At 68.5% G+C, this 21,892-nt stretch carries 24 protein-coding genes; 5 read left to right on the top strand and 19 right to left on the bottom strand.

Features of this window, described 5'->3' with window-relative positions:
• Nucleotides 1-52: 52 nt before the first annotated feature.
• The 9 genes from ACLBXO_RS22360 to ACLBXO_RS22320 all read right to left on the bottom strand — a co-directional run bounded on the left by ACLBXO_RS22360 (nucleotide 53) and on the right by ACLBXO_RS22320 (nucleotide 8,330).
• The gene (locus ACLBXO_RS22360; protein ID WP_447686720.1) at nucleotides 53-1,840 is read right to left on the bottom strand and encodes a hypothetical protein; all 1,788 of its coding nucleotides are present in this window, start codon (nucleotides 1,838-1,840) and stop codon (nucleotides 53-55) included.
• 9 nt (nucleotides 1,841-1,849) lie between these two features.
• Nucleotides 1,850-3,133, bottom strand: a complete 1,284-nt coding sequence (locus tag ACLBXO_RS22355; RefSeq protein WP_447686719.1) for a hypothetical protein — start codon at nucleotides 3,131-3,133, stop codon at nucleotides 1,850-1,852.
• Between the two features lies 1 nt (nucleotide 3,134).
• Nucleotides 3,135-3,557, bottom strand: a complete 423-nt coding sequence (locus ACLBXO_RS22350; protein WP_447686718.1) for a hypothetical protein — start codon at nucleotides 3,555-3,557, stop codon at nucleotides 3,135-3,137.
• A complete protein-coding gene (locus ACLBXO_RS22345) occupies nucleotides 3,557-3,832 on the bottom strand; it encodes a hypothetical protein (protein WP_447686717.1) in 276 nt (91 codons plus the stop codon). Before ACLBXO_RS22345 ends, ACLBXO_RS22350 begins: the two co-directional genes overlap by 1 nt.
• 26 nt (nucleotides 3,833-3,858) lie before the next feature.
• Nucleotides 3,859-5,355, bottom strand: a complete 1,497-nt coding sequence (locus ACLBXO_RS22340; RefSeq protein ID WP_447686716.1) for a hypothetical protein — start codon at nucleotides 5,353-5,355, stop codon at nucleotides 3,859-3,861.
• Nucleotide 5,356: 1 nt separating this feature from the next.
• Complete coding sequence (locus ACLBXO_RS22335) at nucleotides 5,357-6,010, bottom strand: phage adaptor protein (RefSeq protein WP_447686715.1); 654 nt, start codon at nucleotides 6,008-6,010, stop codon at nucleotides 5,357-5,359.
• A 7-nt stretch (nucleotides 6,011-6,017) separates the two neighbouring features.
• Nucleotides 6,018-6,656 carry a phage adaptor protein gene (locus ACLBXO_RS22330; RefSeq protein ID WP_447686714.1) on the bottom strand — a complete coding sequence of 213 codons (639 nt, stop codon included), beginning with the start codon at nucleotides 6,654-6,656 and terminating at the stop codon, nucleotides 6,018-6,020.
• A gap of 93 nt (nucleotides 6,657-6,749) precedes the next feature.
• Nucleotides 6,750-7,142, bottom strand: coding sequence for a hypothetical protein (locus tag ACLBXO_RS22325; RefSeq protein WP_447686713.1), 393 nt, complete (start codon nucleotides 7,140-7,142; stop codon nucleotides 6,750-6,752).
• A 90-nt stretch (nucleotides 7,143-7,232) separates the two neighbouring features.
• Nucleotides 7,233-8,330: a N4-gp56 family major capsid protein gene (locus ACLBXO_RS22320; RefSeq protein WP_447686712.1), complete on the bottom strand. Its 1,098-nt coding sequence runs from the start codon at nucleotides 8,328-8,330 to the stop codon at nucleotides 7,233-7,235.
• 670 nt (nucleotides 8,331-9,000) lie between these two features.
• Here ACLBXO_RS22320 and ACLBXO_RS22315 point away from each other — a divergent pair.
• The 3 genes from ACLBXO_RS22315 to ACLBXO_RS22305 are packed head-to-tail and all read left to right on the top strand — an operon-like array spanning nucleotide 9,001 to nucleotide 12,159.
• The gene (locus ACLBXO_RS22315) at nucleotides 9,001-10,692 is read left to right on the top strand and encodes a methyl-accepting chemotaxis protein (protein WP_447686711.1); all 1,692 of its coding nucleotides are present in this window, start codon (nucleotides 9,001-9,003) and stop codon (nucleotides 10,690-10,692) included.
• A gap of 7 nt (nucleotides 10,693-10,699) precedes the next feature.
• Entirely contained in the window at nucleotides 10,700-11,047 is a 348-nt protein-coding gene (locus tag ACLBXO_RS22310) for a hypothetical protein (protein WP_447686710.1), read from the top strand.
• Between the two features lie 59 nt (nucleotides 11,048-11,106).
• A complete protein-coding gene (locus tag ACLBXO_RS22305) occupies nucleotides 11,107-12,159 on the top strand; it encodes an HD-GYP domain-containing protein (protein WP_447686709.1) in 1,053 nt (350 codons plus the stop codon).
• An 88-nt stretch (nucleotides 12,160-12,247) separates the two neighbouring features.
• On the opposite strand, the gene ACLBXO_RS22300 is transcribed toward ACLBXO_RS22305, so the two are convergent.
• From ACLBXO_RS22300 to ACLBXO_RS22270, 7 genes are all read right to left on the bottom strand, one after another.
• On the bottom strand, nucleotides 12,248-13,270 hold the full coding sequence (locus tag ACLBXO_RS22300) for a hypothetical protein (protein WP_447686708.1): 1,023 nt from the start codon (nucleotides 13,268-13,270) through the stop codon (nucleotides 12,248-12,250).
• Between the two features lie 60 nt (nucleotides 13,271-13,330).
• Nucleotides 13,331-15,289 carry a portal protein gene (locus ACLBXO_RS22295; protein WP_447686707.1) on the bottom strand — a complete coding sequence of 653 codons (1,959 nt, stop codon included), beginning with the start codon at nucleotides 15,287-15,289 and terminating at the stop codon, nucleotides 13,331-13,333.
• Nucleotides 15,286-16,608, bottom strand: a complete 1,323-nt coding sequence (locus ACLBXO_RS22290; RefSeq protein WP_447686706.1) for a PBSX family phage terminase large subunit — start codon at nucleotides 16,606-16,608, stop codon at nucleotides 15,286-15,288. The genes ACLBXO_RS22295 and ACLBXO_RS22290 overlap by 4 nt, the downstream gene beginning before the upstream one ends.
• The gene (locus ACLBXO_RS22285) at nucleotides 16,598-16,888 is read right to left on the bottom strand and encodes a DUF5681 domain-containing protein (RefSeq protein ID WP_056525076.1); all 291 of its coding nucleotides are present in this window, start codon (nucleotides 16,886-16,888) and stop codon (nucleotides 16,598-16,600) included. The genes ACLBXO_RS22290 and ACLBXO_RS22285 overlap by 11 nt, the downstream gene beginning before the upstream one ends.
• 142 nt (nucleotides 16,889-17,030) lie before the next feature.
• Nucleotides 17,031-17,228 carry a hypothetical protein gene (locus ACLBXO_RS22280; protein ID WP_447686705.1) on the bottom strand — a complete coding sequence of 66 codons (198 nt, stop codon included), beginning with the start codon at nucleotides 17,226-17,228 and terminating at the stop codon, nucleotides 17,031-17,033.
• Complete coding sequence (locus tag ACLBXO_RS22275; protein WP_447686704.1) at nucleotides 17,219-17,449, bottom strand: hypothetical protein; 231 nt, start codon at nucleotides 17,447-17,449, stop codon at nucleotides 17,219-17,221. Before ACLBXO_RS22275 ends, ACLBXO_RS22280 begins: the two co-directional genes overlap by 10 nt.
• Entirely contained in the window at nucleotides 17,446-18,219 is a 774-nt protein-coding gene (locus ACLBXO_RS22270) for a recombinase family protein (protein WP_447686703.1), read from the bottom strand. The genes ACLBXO_RS22275 and ACLBXO_RS22270 overlap by 4 nt, the downstream gene beginning before the upstream one ends.
• A 238-nt stretch (nucleotides 18,220-18,457) precedes the next feature.
• On the opposite strand from ACLBXO_RS22270, the gene ACLBXO_RS22265 reads away from it, so the two are divergent.
• Nucleotides 18,458-18,709: a hypothetical protein gene (locus ACLBXO_RS22265; RefSeq protein WP_447686702.1), complete on the top strand. Its 252-nt coding sequence runs from the start codon at nucleotides 18,458-18,460 to the stop codon at nucleotides 18,707-18,709.
• Between the two features lie 2 nt (nucleotides 18,710-18,711).
• Here ACLBXO_RS22265 and ACLBXO_RS22260 read toward each other — a convergent pair whose 3' ends face one another.
• The 3 genes from ACLBXO_RS22260 to ACLBXO_RS22250 all read right to left on the bottom strand — a co-directional run bounded on the left by ACLBXO_RS22260 (nucleotide 18,712) and on the right by ACLBXO_RS22250 (nucleotide 21,282).
• On the bottom strand, nucleotides 18,712-18,954 hold the full coding sequence (locus tag ACLBXO_RS22260) for a hypothetical protein (protein ID WP_447686701.1): 243 nt from the start codon (nucleotides 18,952-18,954) through the stop codon (nucleotides 18,712-18,714).
• A 460-nt stretch (nucleotides 18,955-19,414) separates the two neighbouring features.
• The gene (locus tag ACLBXO_RS22255) at nucleotides 19,415-20,383 is read right to left on the bottom strand and encodes an AlbA family DNA-binding domain-containing protein (RefSeq protein ID WP_447686700.1); all 969 of its coding nucleotides are present in this window, start codon (nucleotides 20,381-20,383) and stop codon (nucleotides 19,415-19,417) included.
• Between the two features lie 35 nt (nucleotides 20,384-20,418).
• Nucleotides 20,419-21,282, bottom strand: a complete 864-nt coding sequence (locus ACLBXO_RS22250) for a hypothetical protein (RefSeq protein WP_447686699.1) — start codon at nucleotides 21,280-21,282, stop codon at nucleotides 20,419-20,421.
• A 158-nt stretch (nucleotides 21,283-21,440) separates the two neighbouring features.
• On the opposite strand from ACLBXO_RS22250, the gene ACLBXO_RS22245 reads away from it, so the two are divergent.
• Nucleotides 21,441-21,887, top strand: a complete 447-nt coding sequence (locus ACLBXO_RS22245; RefSeq protein WP_447686698.1) for a hypothetical protein — start codon at nucleotides 21,441-21,443, stop codon at nucleotides 21,885-21,887.
• Nucleotides 21,888-21,892 lie beyond the last annotated feature (5 nt).

Raw genomic sequence — 21,892 nt, 5'->3', positions numbered from 1 at the left:
GCGCTCTGGTAGAGGCGCTGCAGCTCGTCGTCGGAGATCTTCGAGAGATCCATCAGCGCATCATCCCGCGGCGGCGCATCTCGGCCTCGACCGCGGCCCGATCAGGGGCGGCCGGGCGGTACTGGTAGATCTCGGGCTGCTCCACCTTGAAGAAGCCAGCCCGCTGCGCTGTCTCCGGCGTCGCGAACCGATCCACGCTCGCGTTGTGATGCGCGATCGTGTTCTTGGCGAGGATCTCCTGCGCCTCGATGCCGGCGCGAAGGGCGGCCTCGACGCTGGACCGGTCGCCCGACGAGATCGTCTTGCCGAGCTGGAGGTCCATGTTGGTCGTGTGGCCGGACTGGCTGATCGCCTTCGCGAGCTCGGCGCTCTTCTGCGTCGCGGACTGATCGAACAGCTGCGAGTTTTTCACGTAATCGTCGTTGATGCCGAGGATCTGGGCGGTGATCGCGCGGGCCTGCGTGCGCCAGTCCGCGCCAGCGCCGGTGATGATCCCCTTGTCGAGCGCTTCCTTCTGGCGATTGATCGCCGCGATGGTGCCGATCGCGCCCTCGGCCTTCGCCCGGCTCTCGGTGATCGCCTTCACGGCCGCCTGATCCAGCTCGGCGTTGGCCTTCTGCGGGAGCTGGTTCGTGCCCTGCGTCAGGGCGACGTGCGGCATGCCCTTCTCGTCGTACGCGCCGGGCGTGCCCGCCGGGGTGCCGGGCGGCGGCTCGATCACGCGGCCGTCGGCGCCGACCGTGCCCCACACCCGGGCGCCGCCCGTCGCCGGGGCGACCGGGGTCAACGCGGACGGGCCATCGGTCTCGCCGATCCGGGACTTGTTCACGCCGACGATGGACCCGTCTGGGCGAGTGATGACCTGCACGTCGTCCTTCGCGCCGGCCGCGGTGCCCTCGGCCTGCGCCTGCGCGCGAGCCTTCAGCGTTCCCAGGTCCTGCGGGCCGCCCGCCACCGGCACGAGGCCGGTCGACGTCCGGACGTAGCCCTCCGGCGCGCCGTAGTTCCCGGAGAGGAAGCTCTTCACGAAGTCGGGGTTGCCGGCGAGCGCAACGGCGTCCTCGGCCGACGTGCCGGGCAGCTTCGTCATGATGGCGCGGGCGGTCAGGTTCTGGACACCCTGCTCCTGCTGCGCCTTCCGTGCCTTCAGACCGAACTCAGCCTGCGCCAGCGCGGAGGCGGCCCGCTTCCCTTCGTTGTCCTGGTAGTTCTTGAGGCCGACCGCAGCGCCGCGGCCGAACCCCGGCGTCGACATCAGCCCCATGCCGAGCGACATCAGCAGATCATCGCCGCCGTTCGTACGCAGGCTGCGCAAGCCATCGCCGATCCGGTCGAGCAGCGACGGCTCCGCGGCGGGCATGGCCGCTGTCGGGGCCGCGGCGGCGGGAGCCGCCGTCGAACCGGTTGTCGCCGGAGCAGCGGGAGCCGGCAGACTGCCAAAAGTCAGCGGGCGCGCGGGCGTGGCGGCCGCCGGAGCCTCACCACCACTACGCGGCGCGGCCGGCGCGTCGACCGGCATGGTGGGCGCGCGCGAACCGACGAGGCTCGGCAGCTGCGAGCGCTCCGGCTCCGCGGCGACGGGCGACGAGACCTGCGGGGGTAGGGCGCCGAACATGCGCAGCGGCGCACGCGCGGGCGCCTCGGGCTCGACCGCCGGGGCGGCGGCGGTGACCTGCGGCTGCATGGTCGGCGCGGTCGGCGGCACGAAGCCGGTGAAGCCCGGCGGGATCGCAGCCGGCACGTCGTCTGCCGAGACGTCGACCTGCGGTCGCGCCTGCTGCATCAGGCGGGCGATGTCGGCCGGGGAGAGAGAGCCGAACGGCATGAGACCAGCGGACACGGCGCGCTCCTACTTCATGAACTTCGAGGCGGTACCGGCGATGGCCAGCCCACCACCGAGCAGCTGCTGGAGTACGCCCGGCTGCGGGATCTTCTGCACCGACGTTCCGCTCGAGGAGCCGCCGAGCCCCGCGATCGGATTGACGATGCCGGAGTAGAGGCCGAGCTGCTTCCAGGGCGACGCCTGCTGCTCGTCGAAGACCTGCTGGGCCGTGTCGAGCTGCTGCTGGCGGTCGGCGTCGAGGGCGGCACCGACACCGGCCAGGGTCAGGCCCGGGCGTTGGAGGTTGTCGATGTTCGTCCCAACCATGCCGAGACCCTGGAGCGCCGCAGCCCGGTCCGCCTGCGCGGCCGACAGCTTGAGGCTCGACTTGGACATCTCATTCTGGATGTTCTGATTGTCGACGCCGGCCAGGGCCGTCGCGCCGCCGAGCGCCGTCGTGTTGGTGTCGTTGTAGAGCCCGGCCCCTGACAGGGCGAGGCCGGCGTTCACCTGCTCGGCGTTGTTGATCGACCCGTAGAGGCCCTGCTGGAGGCTGGTCCGGGCGTTGCGCGAGCTGTCGATCGCCGTGGCCGCCTGCGCCTGCCGGGTGCGCTCGTTGTCATAGTCGGTGTAGCGGGCCTGCGTGCCGATCGCGCCGAGGGAGTCGGCGATCGTCGCGGCGTAGCGCCCCGAGCCGGTCCGGCCCGCCGCGCCCATCTGCTGGGCGATCTTCGAGGCCGCCTCGCCCTGGCTCCGGCCGATCACCGCGTCGAGGTACGGGTTCGCCCCGCCCAGGAACTTGCCGTCGGCGGCATCCTGCAGCGACTTCTCCGTCTGCGTCTGGCCTGACAGACCGTTGAGCAAGCCGGTGTAGCCGTCGGTCGAGAGGTTATAGTCGCCCCGGGTCAGCGCCCGCGCCGTCGAGTAGGCGAGGTTGTTCGGGTCGGCCATCTGGTCGGCCAGCGACGACACCCGCGACGTGTCGATCTTCCCGATGCTGTCCAGGCCGGAGAGCGCGGACTGGATGCCCGAGGTGGTGCCGCCGTTCTTGAGCAGGCCGGTCAGGTAGCTGTCGCCGGCCTTGGCCGCGCCCTGGCCCGCGCTGGCGCTGCCGGCGATGCTGTCGAGTGCGGCGAGCGAGGTGTCCCCGAGACCGGCATAGCGCTGGCCGCCGTAGACCTGCGAGCCGACGCCCGAGTTGTACGCCGCGGTCGCGCCGGAGAGCACGCCCTGAAGCGCGGGCTGCGCCGGCGCCCACGGGTCGTTGTTCTGCTGCTGGACCGTGGTCTGGGTCTTGGTACCGCCGCCCATGTCAGGCCCCGATGCGCTTCGTGAAGTGGTGGCCGAGCTCGCACGGCGCGGCGGCGTAGTCCGGCAGCACGCGGGCCCAGCCGCGGCGGCCGACGAACTCGACGGTGGTGCAGCCCAGCCGGGCCGCCCCGCGCTCGACGGCGGCGATGACGGCGCCCCAGGGGCCCGCCGCGCGGCCGCCGAGGGACAGGACCCAGCAGGACAGCCGGCCGCCGCGGTGCTGGCGGACCTGCGTCACGCCCGCCGCAACGAAGCGGTCGCCCTCGAAGATCCCGACGAGCTGCGCCTGCCCGGCCGCGCACGACGCGAGCAGGCCAGTCACGGTCAGGTCGCATCGGGGCAGGGCGCAGGCGGCCCCCAGGCACGCCTCGACGCGTTCGGCGAGGTCAGGCGCGAGCGGCATCGACAGGGGCTGTAGGCGCATCAGGCCCGGCGCATCTCGTAGCGGAAGGTGCGGTCGGTCGCCGGGTTCAGATCGTGCCCGACCGTGAAGCTGCCGCGGTCGGCAGAGACCAGCCACACCGTCGCCTTCGACGCGGATTCCGTGACCGGGACCCAGCGCGGCAGGGCGCCGAGGCTACAGTTCTCGCAGGGCACCTTCGTGCGCGAGACGCCGTTGGCCAGGGTGAAGGTGTCCGCCGAGATCGCGTTGGTGGCGCCGCGCGCGAGGTCGTCGATCGCGCGGCTGAAGAGCGACAAGTCCTTCTCGTTCCGGCCAGGGACGTTCACCGCGAGCCCTCCGCCGTCGCGTCCGGCTCGATCGCCGAGACGTAGGACCAGGTCGTGCCGGCCGGGATCCGCACCCGGGCGCGGTGGTAGCGGCCCGAGGCGCGGGTCGGCGCGATCCGCTCCACGGTCGGCGCGGTCTCCGGCAGCCAGCGCGGCGGCGCGGATGCGGCGAGGCTCTCGCGTACGCCGACGGCCACGCGCCAGTCGTCGGCATCCGTGTCCACGCGGGCACCGCGCAGGAAGGCCCGGTTCGGTCGCGCCAGCATGGCGTCGGGGGTCTGCACCACCGCTTCGAGGGCGGGCCCGTCGAGCACGGCGAGGCGGTTGTCGGTCGTCATCACCGCGAGCAGCGTCGCGCCGCCCTGGTACATCGGGTCGTCGAGCGAGGGCTGGGCCGGGTCGTCGATCGACCCCTCGATGCTGTCGATCGACACGTCGGGCGTCGCCGCCGACATGCCGAAGCGGAGCGGTGTGTTGAGGAACGACCAGCGGTCGAGCAGCCAGTCGTACAGCAGCGCCTCGCCCAGCAGGGACGGGTCCGCCGCGTCGGTGCCGGCGAGCCGGTAGGCGAACAGGATCCGCTCGCCGGTCGGGTCGCGGAACGCCACCGTCATGCCGACGCGCTCCGGGTCGACGCGGCCCTGGAAGAACCGGTTCACCCGCTCGGCGCCGATCGGCGTGGACGGGCCGCCGCCGATCACCAGGGCATAGAACCCGTCGCGGTCGAGGAAGAAGATGCGCGGCCCGACCTTGGCGATGCACCAGGGCGCCACCGCGCCGCGGTTCTCCTCGAGCACCGAGCAGTCGAACACGTTCCCGGAATCCGGGCTCAGCGTCATCCGCCGGATCGCCCGCTCCTGGAAGATCACGCCATACTCGCCACCCGCGAAGCCGGTGATGGCGCCGCCGTCGGGGAGTTGCTGCTCATCGCCGGTCTGGTCGAGCTGCCCGAGGGGCCACTGCTCGATGTTGCCGCTGTTCGACCAGCGCACCGTCTGCGGCGTGTCGGGCAGGCCGGCTAGCACGAGGAAGTCGCCGACGACGCCCATGTGCCGGGCCCGGGGCGGCTTGCCGCCGAGGTCCGCGAACGGCTGCGTGCCGGCCTGGAGCACGTCGATGGTGGCCTTCTGCACCGGGGTGCCGGCCGAGCAGGCGAGCAGCAGGGTGCCGTAGACGACGAAGGACCAGTAGTCCCCCGGCGGCACGCTGTAGGACGTGCTCGGGTTCGTCACCTCGTGCCACGCCTGGTCCGTCGTCTTGTAGACGAACAGCCCCTTCGACGTGCCGGCCACGTAGATCGGGAAGTTGTAGGTCGGCGAGAACACCGCGATGGCGCCGCGGCACTCCGCCGGCAGGGCGAGCGACAGCGGCACCGGCGCCAGCACCGGGCCGTACCCGTCCGAGCGCGGCACCACGTTCGTCGCGACCGCCGACACCGAGGCGTCGACCGAGGCCCTGTCGGGCGCGAACGGCGCCAGCTTGATCGGGTCCATGCTACTCGGGCCGCGCCACGGCCTGCGACGAGGCCTGGATCTCGGCCGGGCGGCCGGTGCGCTTGGCGACCTTAGCCGTGTCGGCCTTGATCCCGAGCGCGGCCAGGACCTGGAGCATCAGGCCGGTGTGCGCCTGGACCGCGGCCGGATCCTTCTGGAACAGGTAGGCCTCCGCCAGGACGGCGTAGAGGTAGGCGTCCGGCGCCTTGGCCAGGAGCCAGTTCTTCGGCGCGTCGGAGGTCAGCGGCGGGATCGCGGCGTAATAGGCCAGCGTCACCACGCCGGGCTTCTCCGGCACCATGCGCACCTTGCCGGCGCGGATCGTGAAGTACTGCGGGTCGCCGCCGGGCCGGTGCCGGAACCGCGCCTCGGGGCTGTCCGCCTCGGCGAAGGTCGGGCGCGCCGTGCGCCCGGAGCCGGCCCAGGACACCGCCAGCCACTCGATGAAGTCGGCCGGCAGGTCCATCGCGGCTACCGGCGCCGCGGCGCTGCCGCCGCTGGCTTCCACTTCCATCTCGCGCGCGCGCAGGATCGCGTTGAAGTGGCTCTCGGCCAGCGCGATGAAGCCGGGCACCGCGTCCGCGAGATCCGGGCGGGCGATGTAGTCCAGCACGGCGGCCTGGAGGCTCGCCAGATCGGTGATCGGTGCGGCCACGGCTGCCTCAGAGATAATAGGCCTGCACCTGGCCGGTGGAGGCGATGACGTTCGAGCGACCGCGCAGCGCGTTCAGCTCCTCGGCGATGATGTCGCCCTGCTCCTTCGCCATCGCTGGGCTGCGCAGGACGTTGCGGGCGAGGTGCCGCTTCGCCCAGGCCGCGATCAGGCTGGAGGCTTCGTCGGTCCAGGCGTTCGCCTCGTCGGGACCCGGCGCCGGCAGCCGGTAATGCGCCATGAGCCGCACCGTCCAGGCGTCGGACGGCATCGGCCACAGGCGGATGGACCGGTCGAAGTACGCGTAGGCGCAGGGCCGCGACTGGCTGGTGGGCTCGTCGCCCTTCTCGATCCACGCCTCATCGACACGCTGCAGGACGGTCGGGGTCTCGCCGTCGAGCATGACGACGCTGTCGATCGCCATCAGGTCTGGGATCGCTCCCGCATCGCCGGCCGAGTAGACGTCCGACCCGGCGATGGTCTGGAACGTGACATAGCCCTCGTTGAAGAAGAACCGGTCCGGCTGGAAGAACCGGATCGCCCGGTCAACGGCCGTCGCGATCTGCGGGCCGAGGTCCGCGCGCTCGATGTCGTCCGCGATCTCCGCGTACAGATCGGCGAGCGTCGGCCGCCCGTCCTGTGTCGGCATCGGGCACCGTCTCCGTCTTCGAGGGCGACGGCGGGGCGCTGGGCTCCGCCGCCAGGACCGCCGCGCCGAGGTGCAGCAGCATCCACGCCGACATCAGGCGTCGTTGTCCGGGGTGTAGTGGACCACGATCGTGGCCACGCCCGCGGCCGGGGCGCCGGCGATCGTGCCGTAGACCGTGGTGTCGGCAGCGAGGCGGCCCTTCAGGGTCGCGGTGTCGATGCGCTTCACACCGGCCGCTGTCGCGGCGGTGTCGGCCGCGGCGGCGAGATCGTTGCCGCCCACGGACGAACCGAGGGTGAGTGAGGAGCCGGCCGAGAAGGCGGTCTCGACGAGCACGAGCAGCGAGGTGATGAGCGCGCCGGCCGGCAGGGACGCCGGCATGACGAAGGCGCCGTTGGCGAAGTTCACGGTCTTGCGGATCGTGTGCGAGGTCTGCTCGCGCAGCTCGCGCGCGGGCGGCTGCACGGGGGCGACGTTGGTGGGCACGGTGGCCTCCAGGTTCGGATCAGGCAGGGAGGAGCGGCGGGCCGGAGCGTGAGGCCCCGGCCCGGGTCAGCCGTCGGGCTGGGTCAGCGATCAGGCGTCGACCGGCTTGGCGTAGGTCGGGATCACGATCGTGCCGAAGTCGTCGCCGTTGAAGGTCGTCTTCTTCATGCCCCAGATCGCCCAGGCCGAGACCTCGAGGTTCCGCTTGTGGTCGAGCAGCTCCTCGTTCCAGCGGTACCGGGTGTCGCCGCCGTCCTTGCCGTAGGCGATGGTCGCCGCCTGGGCGCCGAGCAGCACCGCGCGGCGGGTGTTCGGCACCGCGGACATGCCGTCGGGCGAGACGCCAGCCGTCACGTCCTGCGCCTCGCGGAGCACGACGCCGTTGTACTCGCCGAGCGCGCCCGAGAAGATCGGGCTCTTGCTCGACTGCATGCCGGCCATCGCGGCCTTCTGGATGTCGAGCCACTGGCCGGCGTTCGTGTTGGTGCGCAGAGACGTGATCTGCTCGGAGGCGAGGTACATCACGTAGAGCTTGCGCCCGCCGACCACGACCGGGCGGATCATGACCTTGCGGTTCTTGCCGCCGGTCTTGGCCAGCTCGACCGCCTTGTCGATCAGGTCCAGGGTGAAGAAGTCCGCGTTGGTCAGCGCGCCGTCGTCGGCCCGGCCGTTCGGGCGGAAGATGCGGCCCGCCGACGGCGCGGTGACGACGTTGTTGGCGGTGAACTTCTTGGCGCCGTTGAGCTGGTTGGCCGGGGTGAAGCCGCAGACGTGATTGAAGAAGCAGACCGTGCGGCGGGTCTGGAACCAGTCGGCGATGCCGGCGCGGGCGGTCTCGCGCAGGTTGAACGGCACGCGCTGCTGGTCGATCGTGTGCCCAGACTTCACGCCGACGACCTCGCCGAGCTCGTCGATGGTGACCTTGTCGGAGTTGACGCCGATCTGCTCGCCGTTGCCCTCGGCCACGTCGGACGAGGAGAAGCCCGGGCCGCGGAGCTGCATGCGCAGGCCGAAGGTGACCTGGTCGCCGTTGCCCTTCTTGGTCTCGGTCTTCTCCTGGATGATGGCGTCGTCGCCGGTGCCGACCAGGGGATCGATGTCGATGGACTTGTTGGCTTCGGCTGCGAGCTTCTTGCTCCACAGCTTGACGGCCATCGGGTCGTTCTGCCCGAACGCGGTGTAGGACATGGGGGTGCCTCTGAAGGCTGGATTCCGTGGGATGGGGTTCGTGCGGGCCGTGCGTCGGCGCGCGGACGGAAGCCGGGCCCCAGAATGACCGTCGGGGACGGGGTCGGACGGGCGCCGTGCGTGGCGCGGACGAAGGCACTGACGCGGCCGGGCGGATCCTGACGTGGATCAGACGAACGACCGGACACGCGAGAGCATCCCGCCTTGCAGCAGGGTGCGGCTCGGAGTCGGACGGAAACTGGGGAAGCGCAGAGACGGGGCAAGGCCCGCACGTCTCGCGACAGATAATCCTTTGAGCGGGTTCGCCCGTCGGGTCAATCGGAAAATCGAGCCGAGCTTGGTGTGGCCCTTACCTGTTCGACCGCTTCGATAAGGCAGACACAGCCCCGGCATAGCAAGCTGCCTTGCTGCAGTGGATATCCGGACACGATCAAACCCTGGAAGTCCTGTCATGTTGCTCAGGGCGCCGCCGGATCAATGTGCCAATATGCTCAAAAGCTGGCGAATATGCATATCCTCATTTCAGAGATATCGTTCGACTAAAAAGCGATCCGCCGAAGGCCGGTTTAATTCTCACATGCAACTAACTTCGCATCAGATTTCGCATTAATGATAATTTAAGCACTCAAGTGCACTTTTCGGTCGGATAAACAGGATTCCGGGTGCCGATATGCTGCGTAGTTCAAAAATACTAGTCAAGGCAATTATTCCGCTGCTTATCATGGCAGTGGTGGCTGCGGGGTTGGTGTCCTATGCCATAAGCGGCCTCAATCAACTCGCAGGCCAGACGCGCGAGATCGTCGACCTACAGGCTGTTCGCCTCGAACGCATCCTGGCGGTACAAGTCAACACCAACGATGCCGCCGTCCTGGCACGCAACCTCATCTTGGAAACCCGCGATGAAGAGATGGCCGGCTACAAAGCCCGCTATGACGCGGCCGTTAAGACCTCACTCGATGCTGTAAACACCCTGATCGAGATGGCCGATACGCCTGATCGGAAAGCCACCAATCAGACGCTGCAGGGTATACTAAAAGATTTCTATGCTGCCTTGGACAAGTCAAATGCTCTCGGTCTCAAGAACAACAATGACGCGGCTGCAAAGGTCCTCCTGACCGAAGCCTCTAGCGCGCGCACGAAGATGCGAGATTTTGTCCAACGTCGCGTCGAACGGCTGAATGCCGAGCTGCGCCAAGCCCGTGATGATGCGGAGCAGGCCGTGACCACAGCTAAGACCGTGCTGATTGGCGCCTCCGTGGCCGGCCTGATCGGCGCAATCGCGCTCTCGGCCCTGATCGTGATCTTCGGCATTACCCGCCCGCTGGGCAGCCTGGTGGGCGTTCTGCAGCGGATGGCCCGCGGCGAGGTCGACGCCGAGATCCGCGAGGCCGCCCGCGGCGACGAGATCGGCGCCGTCGGCAAGGCGGTCGAGGGCATCAAGGCCATGGTCGCCCGCAAGGCCGCCGAGGAGGCCGAGGTGAAGCGCCGCGCCGATGAGGCCGCGGCCGCCGAGCGCAAGCGCACCATGATCGAGCTCGCCGACGGCTTCGAGCGCGCCGTCGGCGGCATCGTCGGCATGGTCTCGTCCTCGGCCACCGAGCTCCAGGCCACCGCCCAGCAGATGACCGCCACCGCGCAGGAGACCGCCGCGCAATCGACCAGCGTGGCCGCGGCCGCGGAAGAGGCCTCGACCAACGTCAACACGGTCGCTGCCGCCGCCGAGGAACTCGGCTCGTCCGTGCAGGAGATCGGCCGGCAGGTGCAGGGATCGGCTGGGCTCGCTCAGGCCGCGGTCGGCGAGGCCGACCAGACCGCCCACCTCGTCCAGGCGCTCAGCCAGAACGCCGCGCGGATCGGCGACATGGTGGGGATGATCTCGGGGATCGCCGCCCAGACCAACCTCCTGGCGCTCAACGCCACGATCGAGGCCGCGCGCGCTGGCGCCGCTGGGCGGGGCTTCGCGGTGGTGGCGACTGAGGTAAAAGCGCTCGCCGACCAGACTGCCAAGACGACGGAAGAGATCAGCCGCCAGATCGGCGAGGTGCAGGGGGTGACCGCGCAGGCCGTGACGGCGATCGGCGGGATCACCGGGCGGATCCGGGAGATTGACGGCGTGGCGACCTCGATCGCGGCGGCGGTCGAGCAGCAGGGCGCGGCCACGCAGGAGATCGTGCGCAACGTGGCGCAGGCCTCGGCGGGCACCAACGAGGTGACGGGCAACATCGCCGGCGTGGCGCAGGCGTCAGAGGAGACAGGGGCTGCGGCCTCGCAGGTCCTGTCGGCGGCCTCGGAGCTGTCGCGGCAATCCGAGCATCTCGGCGCCGAGGTCAGCCGCTTCCTCGCAACCGTCCGCGCCGCTTGACATGGCTATGTTCGAAATCCTCCCCCTCCCGGTCAGGCCTCACGGCACGCACCAGTTCGACCGGCTGCACGCGGACTTAGCCGCCGCGCACGAAAGTGGCGCGGAGCTCGGCCCCCGAGCCCCCCACATCCAAGCAGGTGGCGACAGGCTGCTCGAACTGACGTGCGCCTTGGAACGCGCGATCGAGGAACTGGATCTCACGGTGATTAAGCTCGGTCTCCGGGATCCGGACATGCGTGAAGCCCTGCGAGACTTTGTCATCAAGACCGAGAGTCTCGCCAACACGGCACAGAGCTTTGCTCACACCGTGCACGGCCTCGCCGGCCTCGCGCAGCGGTTCCCAGCCACCCTCTGACTGCGTTCGCGACTTCGGGCCGGACGTAAGACCGGCCTCAGCATCAAGTGGAGGCCGGCTTGGGCAGGCTGTTGTTGATCTCTGACGACCGGCCCCGAACCGAACGCTTGGCCCGTTGCCTCGGCCCCGACCGCTGCTACGCCGTCCACGAGCTGTCTGACGAGGCCATGCTGTTCGGGCAGCCGGACCTGATCGTCAGCGACGTCGCCCATCTCACCTCCGAGGCAATGATGCGCCTGCGGCGGGTGCTGGAGCCGCTGCGTGCGACTGGCGCACCCTTCCTGTTCCTGACCCACGGCCAAGCCGCCCGCGCCGAGGCCCAAGCCCGACTCCTGACCCCGACCGACATTCTCCCGGCTCTGACCATCCTCGATCGGCTGCTGGCTCGAATCGACAGGCTTCAGGAGGTCGGAGGTTCCGCCGTCGCCGCCCGGATGGCGGAAGAGGCTCGGCAGTTCTTTGATCGGACCTTCTTCTCCGACCAGATCGTGACACCTGAGCTGGCAAGCACCGGCACCGGTCTGATCGCCCGCGCCGTGCAGCACTGTGGCATCCGCGAGTGGCTCCGGGCGGTCCAGCGCTTCGATGATGCCACGCACCGGCACTGTCTGATCGTCACTGGCTTGGCCGCCGCGTTCGCGACCAAGCTCGGCTTAGCCGAACTCGACAGCTACCGCCTGACCAAGGCTGCGCTGCTGCACGACGTCGGCAAGACCCGCATCTCGGTCGAGATCCTGAACAAACCCGGTCGGCTCACCGACGAGGAGATGGCGGTGATGCGCACTCACGCGGCGCTCGGCTATGACATGCTGGTCGGCAGCGGCTTCTCACCGGAGATGCTGCAGGTCGTGCGCTCGCACCACGAGATGCTCGACGGTTCCGGCTACCCGGACGGGCTGCGGGCACCTGAGATCCCGGACCTCGTCCGGCTGGTGACGATCTGCGACATCTACGGCGCGCTCATCGAACGCAGGCCCTATCGGGCACCGATGCCGGGCGGAGACGCCTACGAAATCGTGCAGTCTATGACTGGACGGCTCGACGCCGATTTGGTTGCCGCGTTCCACCCAGTCATGGTTGCGTTCGATCCGGGGGCAGCACCGAAAATCTGAGCGAGCGAACTGGCGAGTTACAGGTCGAGCGCCGCTCTGCTGGTGATTCCCCAGCATCAGATTTACACCAGATCTCGGCTTATCCTAGTCAGCCGCCCATGAGCGCGCGGACGCGGGCCGGGTTCGAGGCGAGCAGCTTCTCGAAGTCCGCCTCGGACATGCTGGACAGCGTCTCCAGCGTGATCTCGCCGGCGGGCTGGCCACCGGCGGCCGAGAGCGAGCGGCCCGGACCCGCCTGCCCGGCCGCGGCGCGCGCGGCCCGCTCGGCGGCGGTCTCCTGCGGGGCGGCGGCCGGGGCCGGGGCGGGCTCCGGCGCCTTCGGGGCGAACCCGCGGCTCTTCGCGAGCGCGGCGATCAGGGCGGCCGGGGACTGGCCGCGCTGGCGGGCCGTCTGGGCGAGGTTGAACTCCTCGTCGCGCACCGCCTCGATCGCGTCCTTCTGGGACATGCCGACGAGCTGCAGTTCGGCCACCCGACCGGCGAACAGGTGCTCGTAGGCGTCCGCGACCGACGCATCGGCCTGGATCGCGGTGCGGAGGTCCTGCTGGTAGAACCCGATCACCTCGTTCCGGGCGGCCTCGGCCTGGCGGGTCTCCTCGGCCTTCTTCTGGCTCTCGGTGAGCTGGGTCTGGCCGGTGCGCAGCGCCTCGACCTGCTGCTCCAGGTGCTTCACGTACCCGAAGATGTCCTCGTCCGGGTTCGGCACCTTCACCGGCTCGGGCGCGGCCGCCGGCTGAGCCGGGGCGGCGGGGCGCTGCATCGCCTCGGACAGGATGCGCAGGCGCTCGTCGCCGCGGGCGAACCGCTCGCGCAGCTCGTCGCGCTCCTTCTCGACCGCCTTCCGACGCTCGCGCTCCTCGTGGAGGGCGCCGTGCGGGACGAACTTGCCCTTCTCGTCGCGGGGCTGCGCTTCGGGGGCAGCCTCGGGCTCAGCGGTCTCGGGGTCGGCCGCGGGCGGCTCAGCAGCGGCCGGGGCGGGCTCGGCGGCCGGCGGGGTCAGACCATCGGAGGCGGGGGCTTCCTCGCCGCGCTCGTACGCCTCGAAGGCAGCCTGCTCCTCGGGCGTGAAGGCGTCTTCGCCGCCGCCGATGGCGAGGTCGGTATCGGTCATGTGGTCCTCGTGACGTGAAGGGTACGAAAGCCGGCGTGCGCCGCCGGCGGGCGAAAGGGATCAGGCGGCGGCTTCCGCGGCCTGTGCTGCGGCCTCGGGCGCGGTGAGCAGCTGCGCGAGCTGCACGGCCGCCGAGGCGTGATCCTGGTGAGTGAGCGCTTGCTCGCGCCCGGCCTTGGCGTTCTTCAGGTTCGCGCCGGCCGTCATGTCCTGGATCCGGGCGACCGCCGTCTGCACGGCGATCTGCTTCTGCTGCTCCTGCTCCGGCGTGTCGGCGGACTGGGCGAGCAGGTCGCGCATCTTGGCCACGAACGAGGCCGGGAACGGCGAGTAGGGCAGAATCTCGAGCAGGACCTGCGGCGTGATCATGTCCTTGATGATCGGCAGGACGCTGGTGAAGGTCTGCCAGACGATCTGCTGCTGGTTCGGGGAGGCCGGGGCATCGTCGATCACCACGTCGAAGTCGCCCATCGTCTGGTCGCGGATGAGCGGCACGACCTTGGCGCCCTCGTCGCCCACGATGCGGATCAGGCGGCCGTCCGAGAGGTACGTCTGGATGAAGAACAAGCGCACCCGGCCGATATGCTTCCGGGCCCGACGCAGGGAGTCGAACAGCGTCGCCAGGATCGTCATGGCCGCCTGCTTGCGCTGGTACTCCAGCACGCCGGCCTGGTCGTTCTGTTTCTGACCGAGCAGCTCCAGGTTCACACCGGACGTGTCGCGGATGGAGCCGATCGCGAACTCCATGAGCTGCCAGTGTCCCGAGGGCAGGACCGGGAGCGGCTTCTCCTTCATGCGGGCCGACATCAGGGCGCCGTCGTTCACCCAGGAGATCGCGCCGGGCTTGGCGATGCTGGCCTCGAAGGCACGCTGGTCCGGCACCGCGCCCTTCTCCATGATCCAGCCGCCCTTGGATTGGCGGTTGAGCATGTCGAGGGTCTGCGACAGCCACTTGTTGGCGAAGCGCTGCGGGTCGCGCATCGGCCGCACGATGCCGAACCACGTGCCCTTGTTGTGGTCGCGATCACCGGTCAAGCAGGCGTAGGAGAACTGGTCGCCGGCCGGGGCCGGGCCCTCCTCCAGCACCACGGCGCCGAGGAAGGCGCGGCGGGAGACCCGCTTCATCCGGTGGAACACCTGCACCGGCATGCCGAGCATCTCGGCGCGGCGGGCGAGGACGGCGGCCTGCTTCAGCTCCATCTCCTGCGGCTCGCCGGTCGTGGGCTCGATCACCACCGCGACGCGGGCGCGCTCCCACCATTGGCACTCGACGATCGTCACGCGCGAGGACGAGGCGTCGGCATCCTGGCCGGGGCGGTCGATGCGGCGCTCGCCGGGCTGGATCTCGCGGTGCTCGCCGTCGCCGTCACGATCCTCGGCCCAGGCGGCGTCGAGGAGCGCGGGGTCGACGTCAGGGAAGAGCGCCTCGGCCTCGGCCCGGTCCATCGTCTTCGCGCGGAACAGGCGCCGGGCGTCGGCGAGGTTCCGCTTCCTCGCGGCGGCGTCCCAGATCATCTCCAGCGCGTTGACCCGGTCCTCGACGTAGGCGCCGTCCGGGTTGGTCTCGTAGTCGAGACGCATCTCGACCCAGCCCATGCCGCAGATCGCGCAGTCCACAAACGCGTCCGATTCTTCGTCCTCCGCCTCGGCCTCGTCCGCGAGGTAGCGGGAGGCCTCGGTGAGGAGCTCGTTCTTGGCCGCGTCTCCGATCTCGCGTGGCAGGTACTGAATGTCCTGCCGGCTGTTCACCTCGGAGCCGGCCACCGCCTTGATGACGGGCAGGATCCGGTTGAACGTTACCGGCGGCCGGCCCTGCTGGCGCAGCACGGCCTCGTCCTCGGTGCTCCACTGGCGCCCGGCCACGAAGTCGAAGTCCTCGCGGGCATCCTCGCGCCACTTGGCGGAGGCCTCCCGGTCGGTGCGGTACCAGGCGCGCAGGCGGCGGAAGAGCGCCTCGCGATCCAGCCCAGCCTGATCCACCGCCTCGCCGTCGAGGGCGGGCGCGTCCGTGTCCGTCATGCCGCCCAACCTGATCCTGATGTCGATTCCTCCGCCTCGCGGCGGCGTCGGCGCGCGTAGACGTCGTTCGGACCATCCATCGGCGGATCGTCCTCACGGGGCTCGGCGATGCCGATGGCGAAGTACCGGAAGGCGTCGGCCGCGTGGCTCGCCCAGTCGTGCAGAGGGGCCCTGGAGAAGGCCTGCGTGTTCGGGTCGACGTCGAACCGGTAGTTCCGGAGCGCCTGCAGCCCGTCGGCGCAGGCCTCCTCGTCGAACCAGCACCGCGCGAAGATCTTGCGGGCAGCGTCGATGCCGGCGGCCACCGTCAGGCGGGGTGTGATCCGGACGCGATGCCCGGCCGCCCACATCTGCTGCTCGATCGTGCGCTCGGAGGCGAGCAGCTCGTTCCGAGCGTCATGCGGGAGCCAGTGCTCGCCGTAGACGTAGCCCTTGCCGCCCTGCTCGATCGGGAGCGCCCGCTCCTTCAGCACCTCAAGGTAGTGGCCGAGCGCGTGGCCACGGTTCTCGTAGAAGTCGATCAGCCGGAACTCGAACCCGACGATCTGGGCGAACCAGATGCTCGTCTTGTCAGCCCGGCCCAGGTCCCAGAACGTGTGAACCGGCTTCGTCGGGTCGTAGGGGACCTTCGTGAACCGCTTGGCTGTCGTCGCCGCCAGGATCTCGTTCGCGTAGATCGCGCCGTCGAGCACGGCCTTGCAGTTGCCGCCCCAGACCGTCTCGTAGGCGACCGGGTCCCGCGCCTTCAGGTCCAACGCCTCCTGCCGGAGCACGTCGGGGAACCAGGGGTTATCCTCCCAGCCGATCTTCACCACGCGGGCGCCGGTCGGCGGCCGCTTCACGAAGCGCTGGTAGGTCTCGTCCTCCTCTAGCTCCGTGTTGAAGCTGATCCAGATTTCCGAGCCTTCCTTGCGGATGGTCGGCACCAGCACGTCCCAGCTGGTCTTGGAGATGGTGCGGGCTTCTTCGCACCAGCAGATGTCGACGCCCTCGGTCGACTTCACCGAGGCGACGTTGTGCCGGAGCCCCTTGAAGATGAACTCGGTCCCGTTCCGGCCGAGGATCCGCTTCTCCTGGACCTCGTACAGGCCATCGAGCCCGAGGAGGTCGATCTGCTGCGCGAACAGCGCGTGCGCCGATTCCGCGATGCTGTTCTGGAACTCGCGGGCACAGAGCACCCGGAGCGGCCGCTGCGCCCCCATGATGAGGAGCGCCCGGCCGAAGCCCCAGGATTTCGCCCCGCCGCGGCCGCCATAGGCGACCTTGTAGCGGGCCGGCTCGAACAGGAAGGCGAGCTTCTCGGGGAACTCAACCTGCATCGGGCGGCTGCCCGGGCCGGATGAAGGTGACCGTCATGCCGGTCGGGATCGCGCCGCCCTCGCCATCGCCGTCGATGGGCTGGGTCGGCTTGCCATAGCCGCGATCCAGGATGGCGTTGGCGGCGGCGACGCGGGCGGCCTCGCTCTCACCCGCTGTCGCGATCTCGACGAGGACCTGCAGCGCGGTCTCAGTGTGCGCGCGGGCGAGGTCGCGCACCTTGGCTGACGCTTTCGGGCGACCGCCAGGGTTACCGGACTGGCCGGGCTGGAACTGGCTCATGGGCCTGTATCGTGCCTGATCTCAGGTCCGCCGCCGCAAGACGCGGCCTGCGCGGGGCGGTCGAACACCCACACCCAGGCCCAGCCCGCGACGAGCACCAGGAGGATGCCGGCGACGTGCCGGAGGCCGACGATCTCGCGCATCAGCGGAGGACCTTCACCGGGATGCCGAGCAGACGCTTCGCATCCGCGCGCGACAGCTTGGCGACCGAGCCGGCCGGCGCGCCGAGGTTCTCGGCACCAACGGACAGCTCGTGCTCGCCGCGATGGACGCGGGCAGGCGCTGGGCTGGCCGGGCGCGTGCCAAGCAGCCAGCGCAGGACGATGCGCTTCAGCAGCATGGCCGGGCGTTCCTCATCGCCATGGAGCGGCGGACCTCGAACTCGCCGGCCTTCGCCTCGTCGTACGGGGTCTCGGCCGAGAGCTGGACCAGCGCCGGGATCAGGCCCTGGCGGCGGAGGTGGTCGCCGTAGGCCTGGGCCGCCGGGTCGCGCTGGAGGCGCTGCGCGTGGCGAAGCGCCCGGTCCGCGTCGGCCGGGGTGAAGTCGGGGCGTGCGGTCAAAGGATGATCGCCTCGTGGGCGCCCGGCTGGAGCACGTGCTGCTCGGCGCCGGTCCAGGTGAACAGGTACTCGACCGCCCCGCGGTACTTCGGGTTGTCGAGGACGTAGCCGACCGTGTCGTGCCGCCACCTGCGGCCGGTCGGCGAAGGGATGCCGTCGCGGTTCAGCCCGTCGGCGATCGCCTGGAGGGTCGCCCGCGGGCGCTTGCCGCGGCCGCGCTCCCGGAAGATGCGCCGGACGACCGCCGCCTGCTCCGGGACGATGACCAGGCCGCCGGCCCGGTCGGTCGCGTAGCCGTAGGGGACCCGGCCTCCGGCGAAGCCGCCGCGACCGGCCTTGGCGAGCTTCCCGCCCGCGGTCCGGTCCCGGATCGTGAAGCGCTCCGATTCCGCCATGCCGGCGAGGATCGCGAACACGGTGCGCCCCATCGGCGTCGCCGTGTCGGTCGGCTCGGTGACGGACCGGATGCCGACCTCGTGCGTCTCGGCGAGATCGGCCACCGTGGTCACCGCGTACCGGATCTCGCGGGCCAGCCGGTCGAACCGGTAGACCAGCAGCACCGAGAACTTCCCGTCGGCCGCGAGCTGCAGGACCTCGCCGAAGCCGGCCCGGTCGGCGGGCCGGGTCGCGCCCGACACGCCCGCATCGGTGATGACGGCGACGAGCTCGTAGGCCTGGCTCTCGGCGAAGGCGCGGAGTGCTCGCTCCTGCGTCTCAAGCCCGAAACCGTGGGCGGCCTGCTCGTCGGTGGAGACCCGGAGGTAGGCCACCGCCCGGGTGGCCAGAACCGCCTTCGCGGCCTCTTGGGTTTTTATTCTGCCCCGGGCGCGAGCGGTTCGCCGCGACCCTGAAATCGCGGGTAAGTCACTCATTTTGCTGCGCTATTTACGCTGGCGGGGCGGTTCTTGCGGAAATCTCTTGGTAATTCCGCGTCGGGGTGTCGGATTGGCGCCCGGGGCCGGCGAAGACGCCGCACCCGAGATGCCAGCCGCGGGACGTTACCCTCGGATGAAGAACACCATGAACCTGATGAGCACCCTGGTGCTCGCCGCTGCGATCATCGTCCCGACAGCCGCCGGAGCGGAGCCGGTCGGCGCTTCGGTGATCGTCGTCCGGGACACGACCATGGTGGGGCAGACCAAGCCACCGAGCCGCGAAGCCAGCCCGACCTCGAAAGGGTCGATCAATCGCCGGACGAAGAACGATCAGGTCCAGGACAGCATCAGCAAGGGCATCTGCATCGGCTGCAACCCGCGGTAGCTTCAGGCCGCTCGCCGCCGCCTCGCGACGGTGAACGGCTTGCCCTTCGTGCTCTGTCCGGAGGCGCCGAACGTGCGCTTCTCGACAGTCCCGATCAGCGGCCGAAGCTGGCGGATCAGCGACTGGATGCGCCGGCAGTGGTGGTCCCGGGCTTCGAGGTCGACGTCCTGGCGCCCGGTCGCGCGGAGGCGGCAGAGCGCGAGGCTCTCCTCCTCGATCGCGGTGACGATAGCGTGGGCGCTCATCGGGAACCGATCATGGCATGGAACACCGCCCGCGTCTCACGGGGCAACGCCTAAGCTGTTGAGCGGGTTCGGTGAAGCTGGGCCCGGACATGCAAACGCCCGGCGGCTTTTCAGTCCCGGGCGTGCGTCTCGCGACGGTCGGGTTTTGCCGGGTTTCGCCCGACGGGTCAAGAAGCTACGAACGAGAGGAGGGCCCATCCTGTTCGCGGATTTGCCGCAAGATCTCCTCACGCGACTCTTTGACTTCAAGCCGGATTGCAGTGTGTGCGTTTGAGCATGCGAAGAAAATCAAGCATCGACCGTCCGACATATCAGTCAGTTGGGCAACATTGTTCGTATTGATTGTATTTCTAACCTCCCGAGCGCCATCGTAATCCCGCTAGCGGCTTGTTACGTCGATCCACGCCATCTGCGCACCTCCGTTCCGACCTGCCCATGCTGACCCATCGGTCGTCCGTTGTCACGGTGGTGGGCCAAATCCAGCATCGTAGCAATCGAACATGATAGGTGACGACGAGGATACATATTTCATCGCTCGACCATCCTCGCAGCCGTAGAGTAATTCAAGTGACAGAGATCGCCCATCCCGTGACGCCGTGAACATCCATTTGCCTTGCTCATTTTTCTTCAGGACCACTTTGAGCATGGCCATATATCGCTCTGTCCCAGGATGGATAACATCATCCACACCCCCCATTGCGGCTTGATGTCGAAGACCGCTTTGAAGTCGACGCGGCTGATCTGCCGCTGGCAACACGGCGCCATCGACCTTCTCGAACACGATATATGGGAATTTCGCTATAAAGTTAGACGTATTTAGTAGATAAATCCTCAAGCCAAATTCGCATTCTTTTTCGCTCTGCCAAATTCTATGCGTGAGCATTTTGACGTCTAACGTGGCTGAGCTGCTTCTTGAGAATGCATCCTCAATGTCATAGTGCTCCATCTCGAAGAAGCTGCTGCCGTGTCGTTTAAAATACCCCTTTTGCCCTTTGGCTTCTGACCTGTGAGGCCGCCGCTCAGAGCGCTCGACATGGACTAGGAGATAGCCTGATCCTGGTGCACTTGAGCATTCGATCGCGCCCAAAGACACGCCGTCCAGACGAGGTTGGACAAGCTGGCCAATCTCAGTCTGCGCATCGGCCAGGAAGCGTCGTATGTCAGCGATTGGTCGGGATGCTTGTGCGCAGTCGATGCGATCGGGGCCGGGGCGAGCATCCACGCCGATCACAAGAAGGCCGCCGGCCGAATTCGCGAAACCAGACAGAGCCTTCGCCAGCACTTGTCGGTCGTTAGTGCTGAATTCGCCGTTCCGGTCCACTTCTTTGCGTTTGAAGTCGAGTTGAAGCGACTCTTGGGTCTTTTCAGCGATCAGCCGATCAATCCCGACTTCACCTTCTTCCATCAGCCGATCGTACAAATCACGCATGGACGCCTCCCGACGTCCATGCTGGCACAGCAGTGTCAGGCTGTCTCGCTAACCTGACGCCGCGCCGCCACGATGTCCCGGACCCGTCCGCGCCCGGCGATGGCCCGCTGAACCTCCGGCTTGGCCTGCGGGGCATAGCGGGCCTCCTCGGCGCCCCAGTACTGGCCATGGCCCTCCGGAACGGCGCGGCCCTGCGCGTCGGTCTCCTCGCCGGTCTTCTGGCCCTGGAAGAACCGCTCCTGCACGTTCGCCACGCCCTCGGCTGCGAAGTCCTCGTCGAGGTTCTCCATCAAGATCCGGAAGTGCTCGGCGATGTAGGCCGTGCCGCGGTCGCCACCCTTGCCGCGGGCCTCGGCGAACTGCGCGAAGGTCTGCCGGCCGGTGAGCACCTCGTGGAGGAATCGCGCCCCCGGCACGCCGACGGCGCGGACGACCTTGTCCTTCAGCTTCGCCACCAGCCGGGCGTCGTCGATCGCGTAGATGACCGACAGCTCGTGCGCGATGGTCATGTCCTTCGAGCCGCGGACGCCGAAGCCCATGGAGCCGAGCCGGGCGCCTGAGGCGCGCTCGAAGATTGCCTGGACCTGGCGCCCGACCTCGTATTGCGAGACCGTCAGCCGCCCGTGCGAGCGCTCCATCTCCAGCACGTCGACCCGTCGGTTGACCGCGGCGAGGCTACGGCCGCCCGGGGTCCACGGATCGTCGACCGCCACGGCCGCCGTCTCAATCGGGCCACGCTTGCCCCGGACGGGCTTCGACAGGTCGGTGCGCGGGTCGAAGGCGCCGGCGTGGTCGTACCGGTCGCCGCGCGGATCCCGGCGCCGCTCCGGCCGAGCGAACCGCTCGTGCGTGTGGGTGGCCGGCGAGCCAGCGAGGGAGATGTCCTTGGACTTGATCACGTTGAGGTTCCCAATCGGCGCTGCTGCTGTTCTAGGCAGAGGAATGAAAGGCATCCGGTTTTGGACCTGCGCAAGCGCAAGGCAGCTCGAACTTTCCCGGTCGGCGTCCGATCATTTTTCTAGGCTCTTAACCGAAGCAGCATGGAAGAGCGCGCCAGATGCGGCAGCCTTGGTGCCACACACATCGACGCGACAATCTCATGGGTGTATCACCGATTGGCCTGGAGGCGATCGGCCTCCCCAATTTCAAAAACTTCATCTCGGCCGAGGGATGTATGTCTTCTAAATATTCAGACGATCAGCAAATCAATCAGGGAAATAATTTGACATCCTTGGTGGAAAAACGCGAGATTTTCAACGAGTATCAGTATCGTGTCAAAATGGAAATGCTCATAAAGCTTATTTCTATTTTGATCGGAGCTTTGACAGGTTTGTTGCTGGTAATATCTTCAATTTACTTGACGTACGTAAAGATTGCAGATGCAACCACGACAGGCCTCATGATCGGTTCTGGAGTGATATTACTTTTGTTCAATACTGCTTCGGCGATTGGTGTAAATGACAGGAAGGAAAAAAGCAGCGCGCGCTTCGACAAATTTGAGTGAAGTAG

The organism is Methylobacterium sp. C33D, from assembly GCF_053345825.1.
Note: the sequence above shows the minus strand (reverse complement) of the source record. Positions and strands in the feature narration are given on the sequence as shown.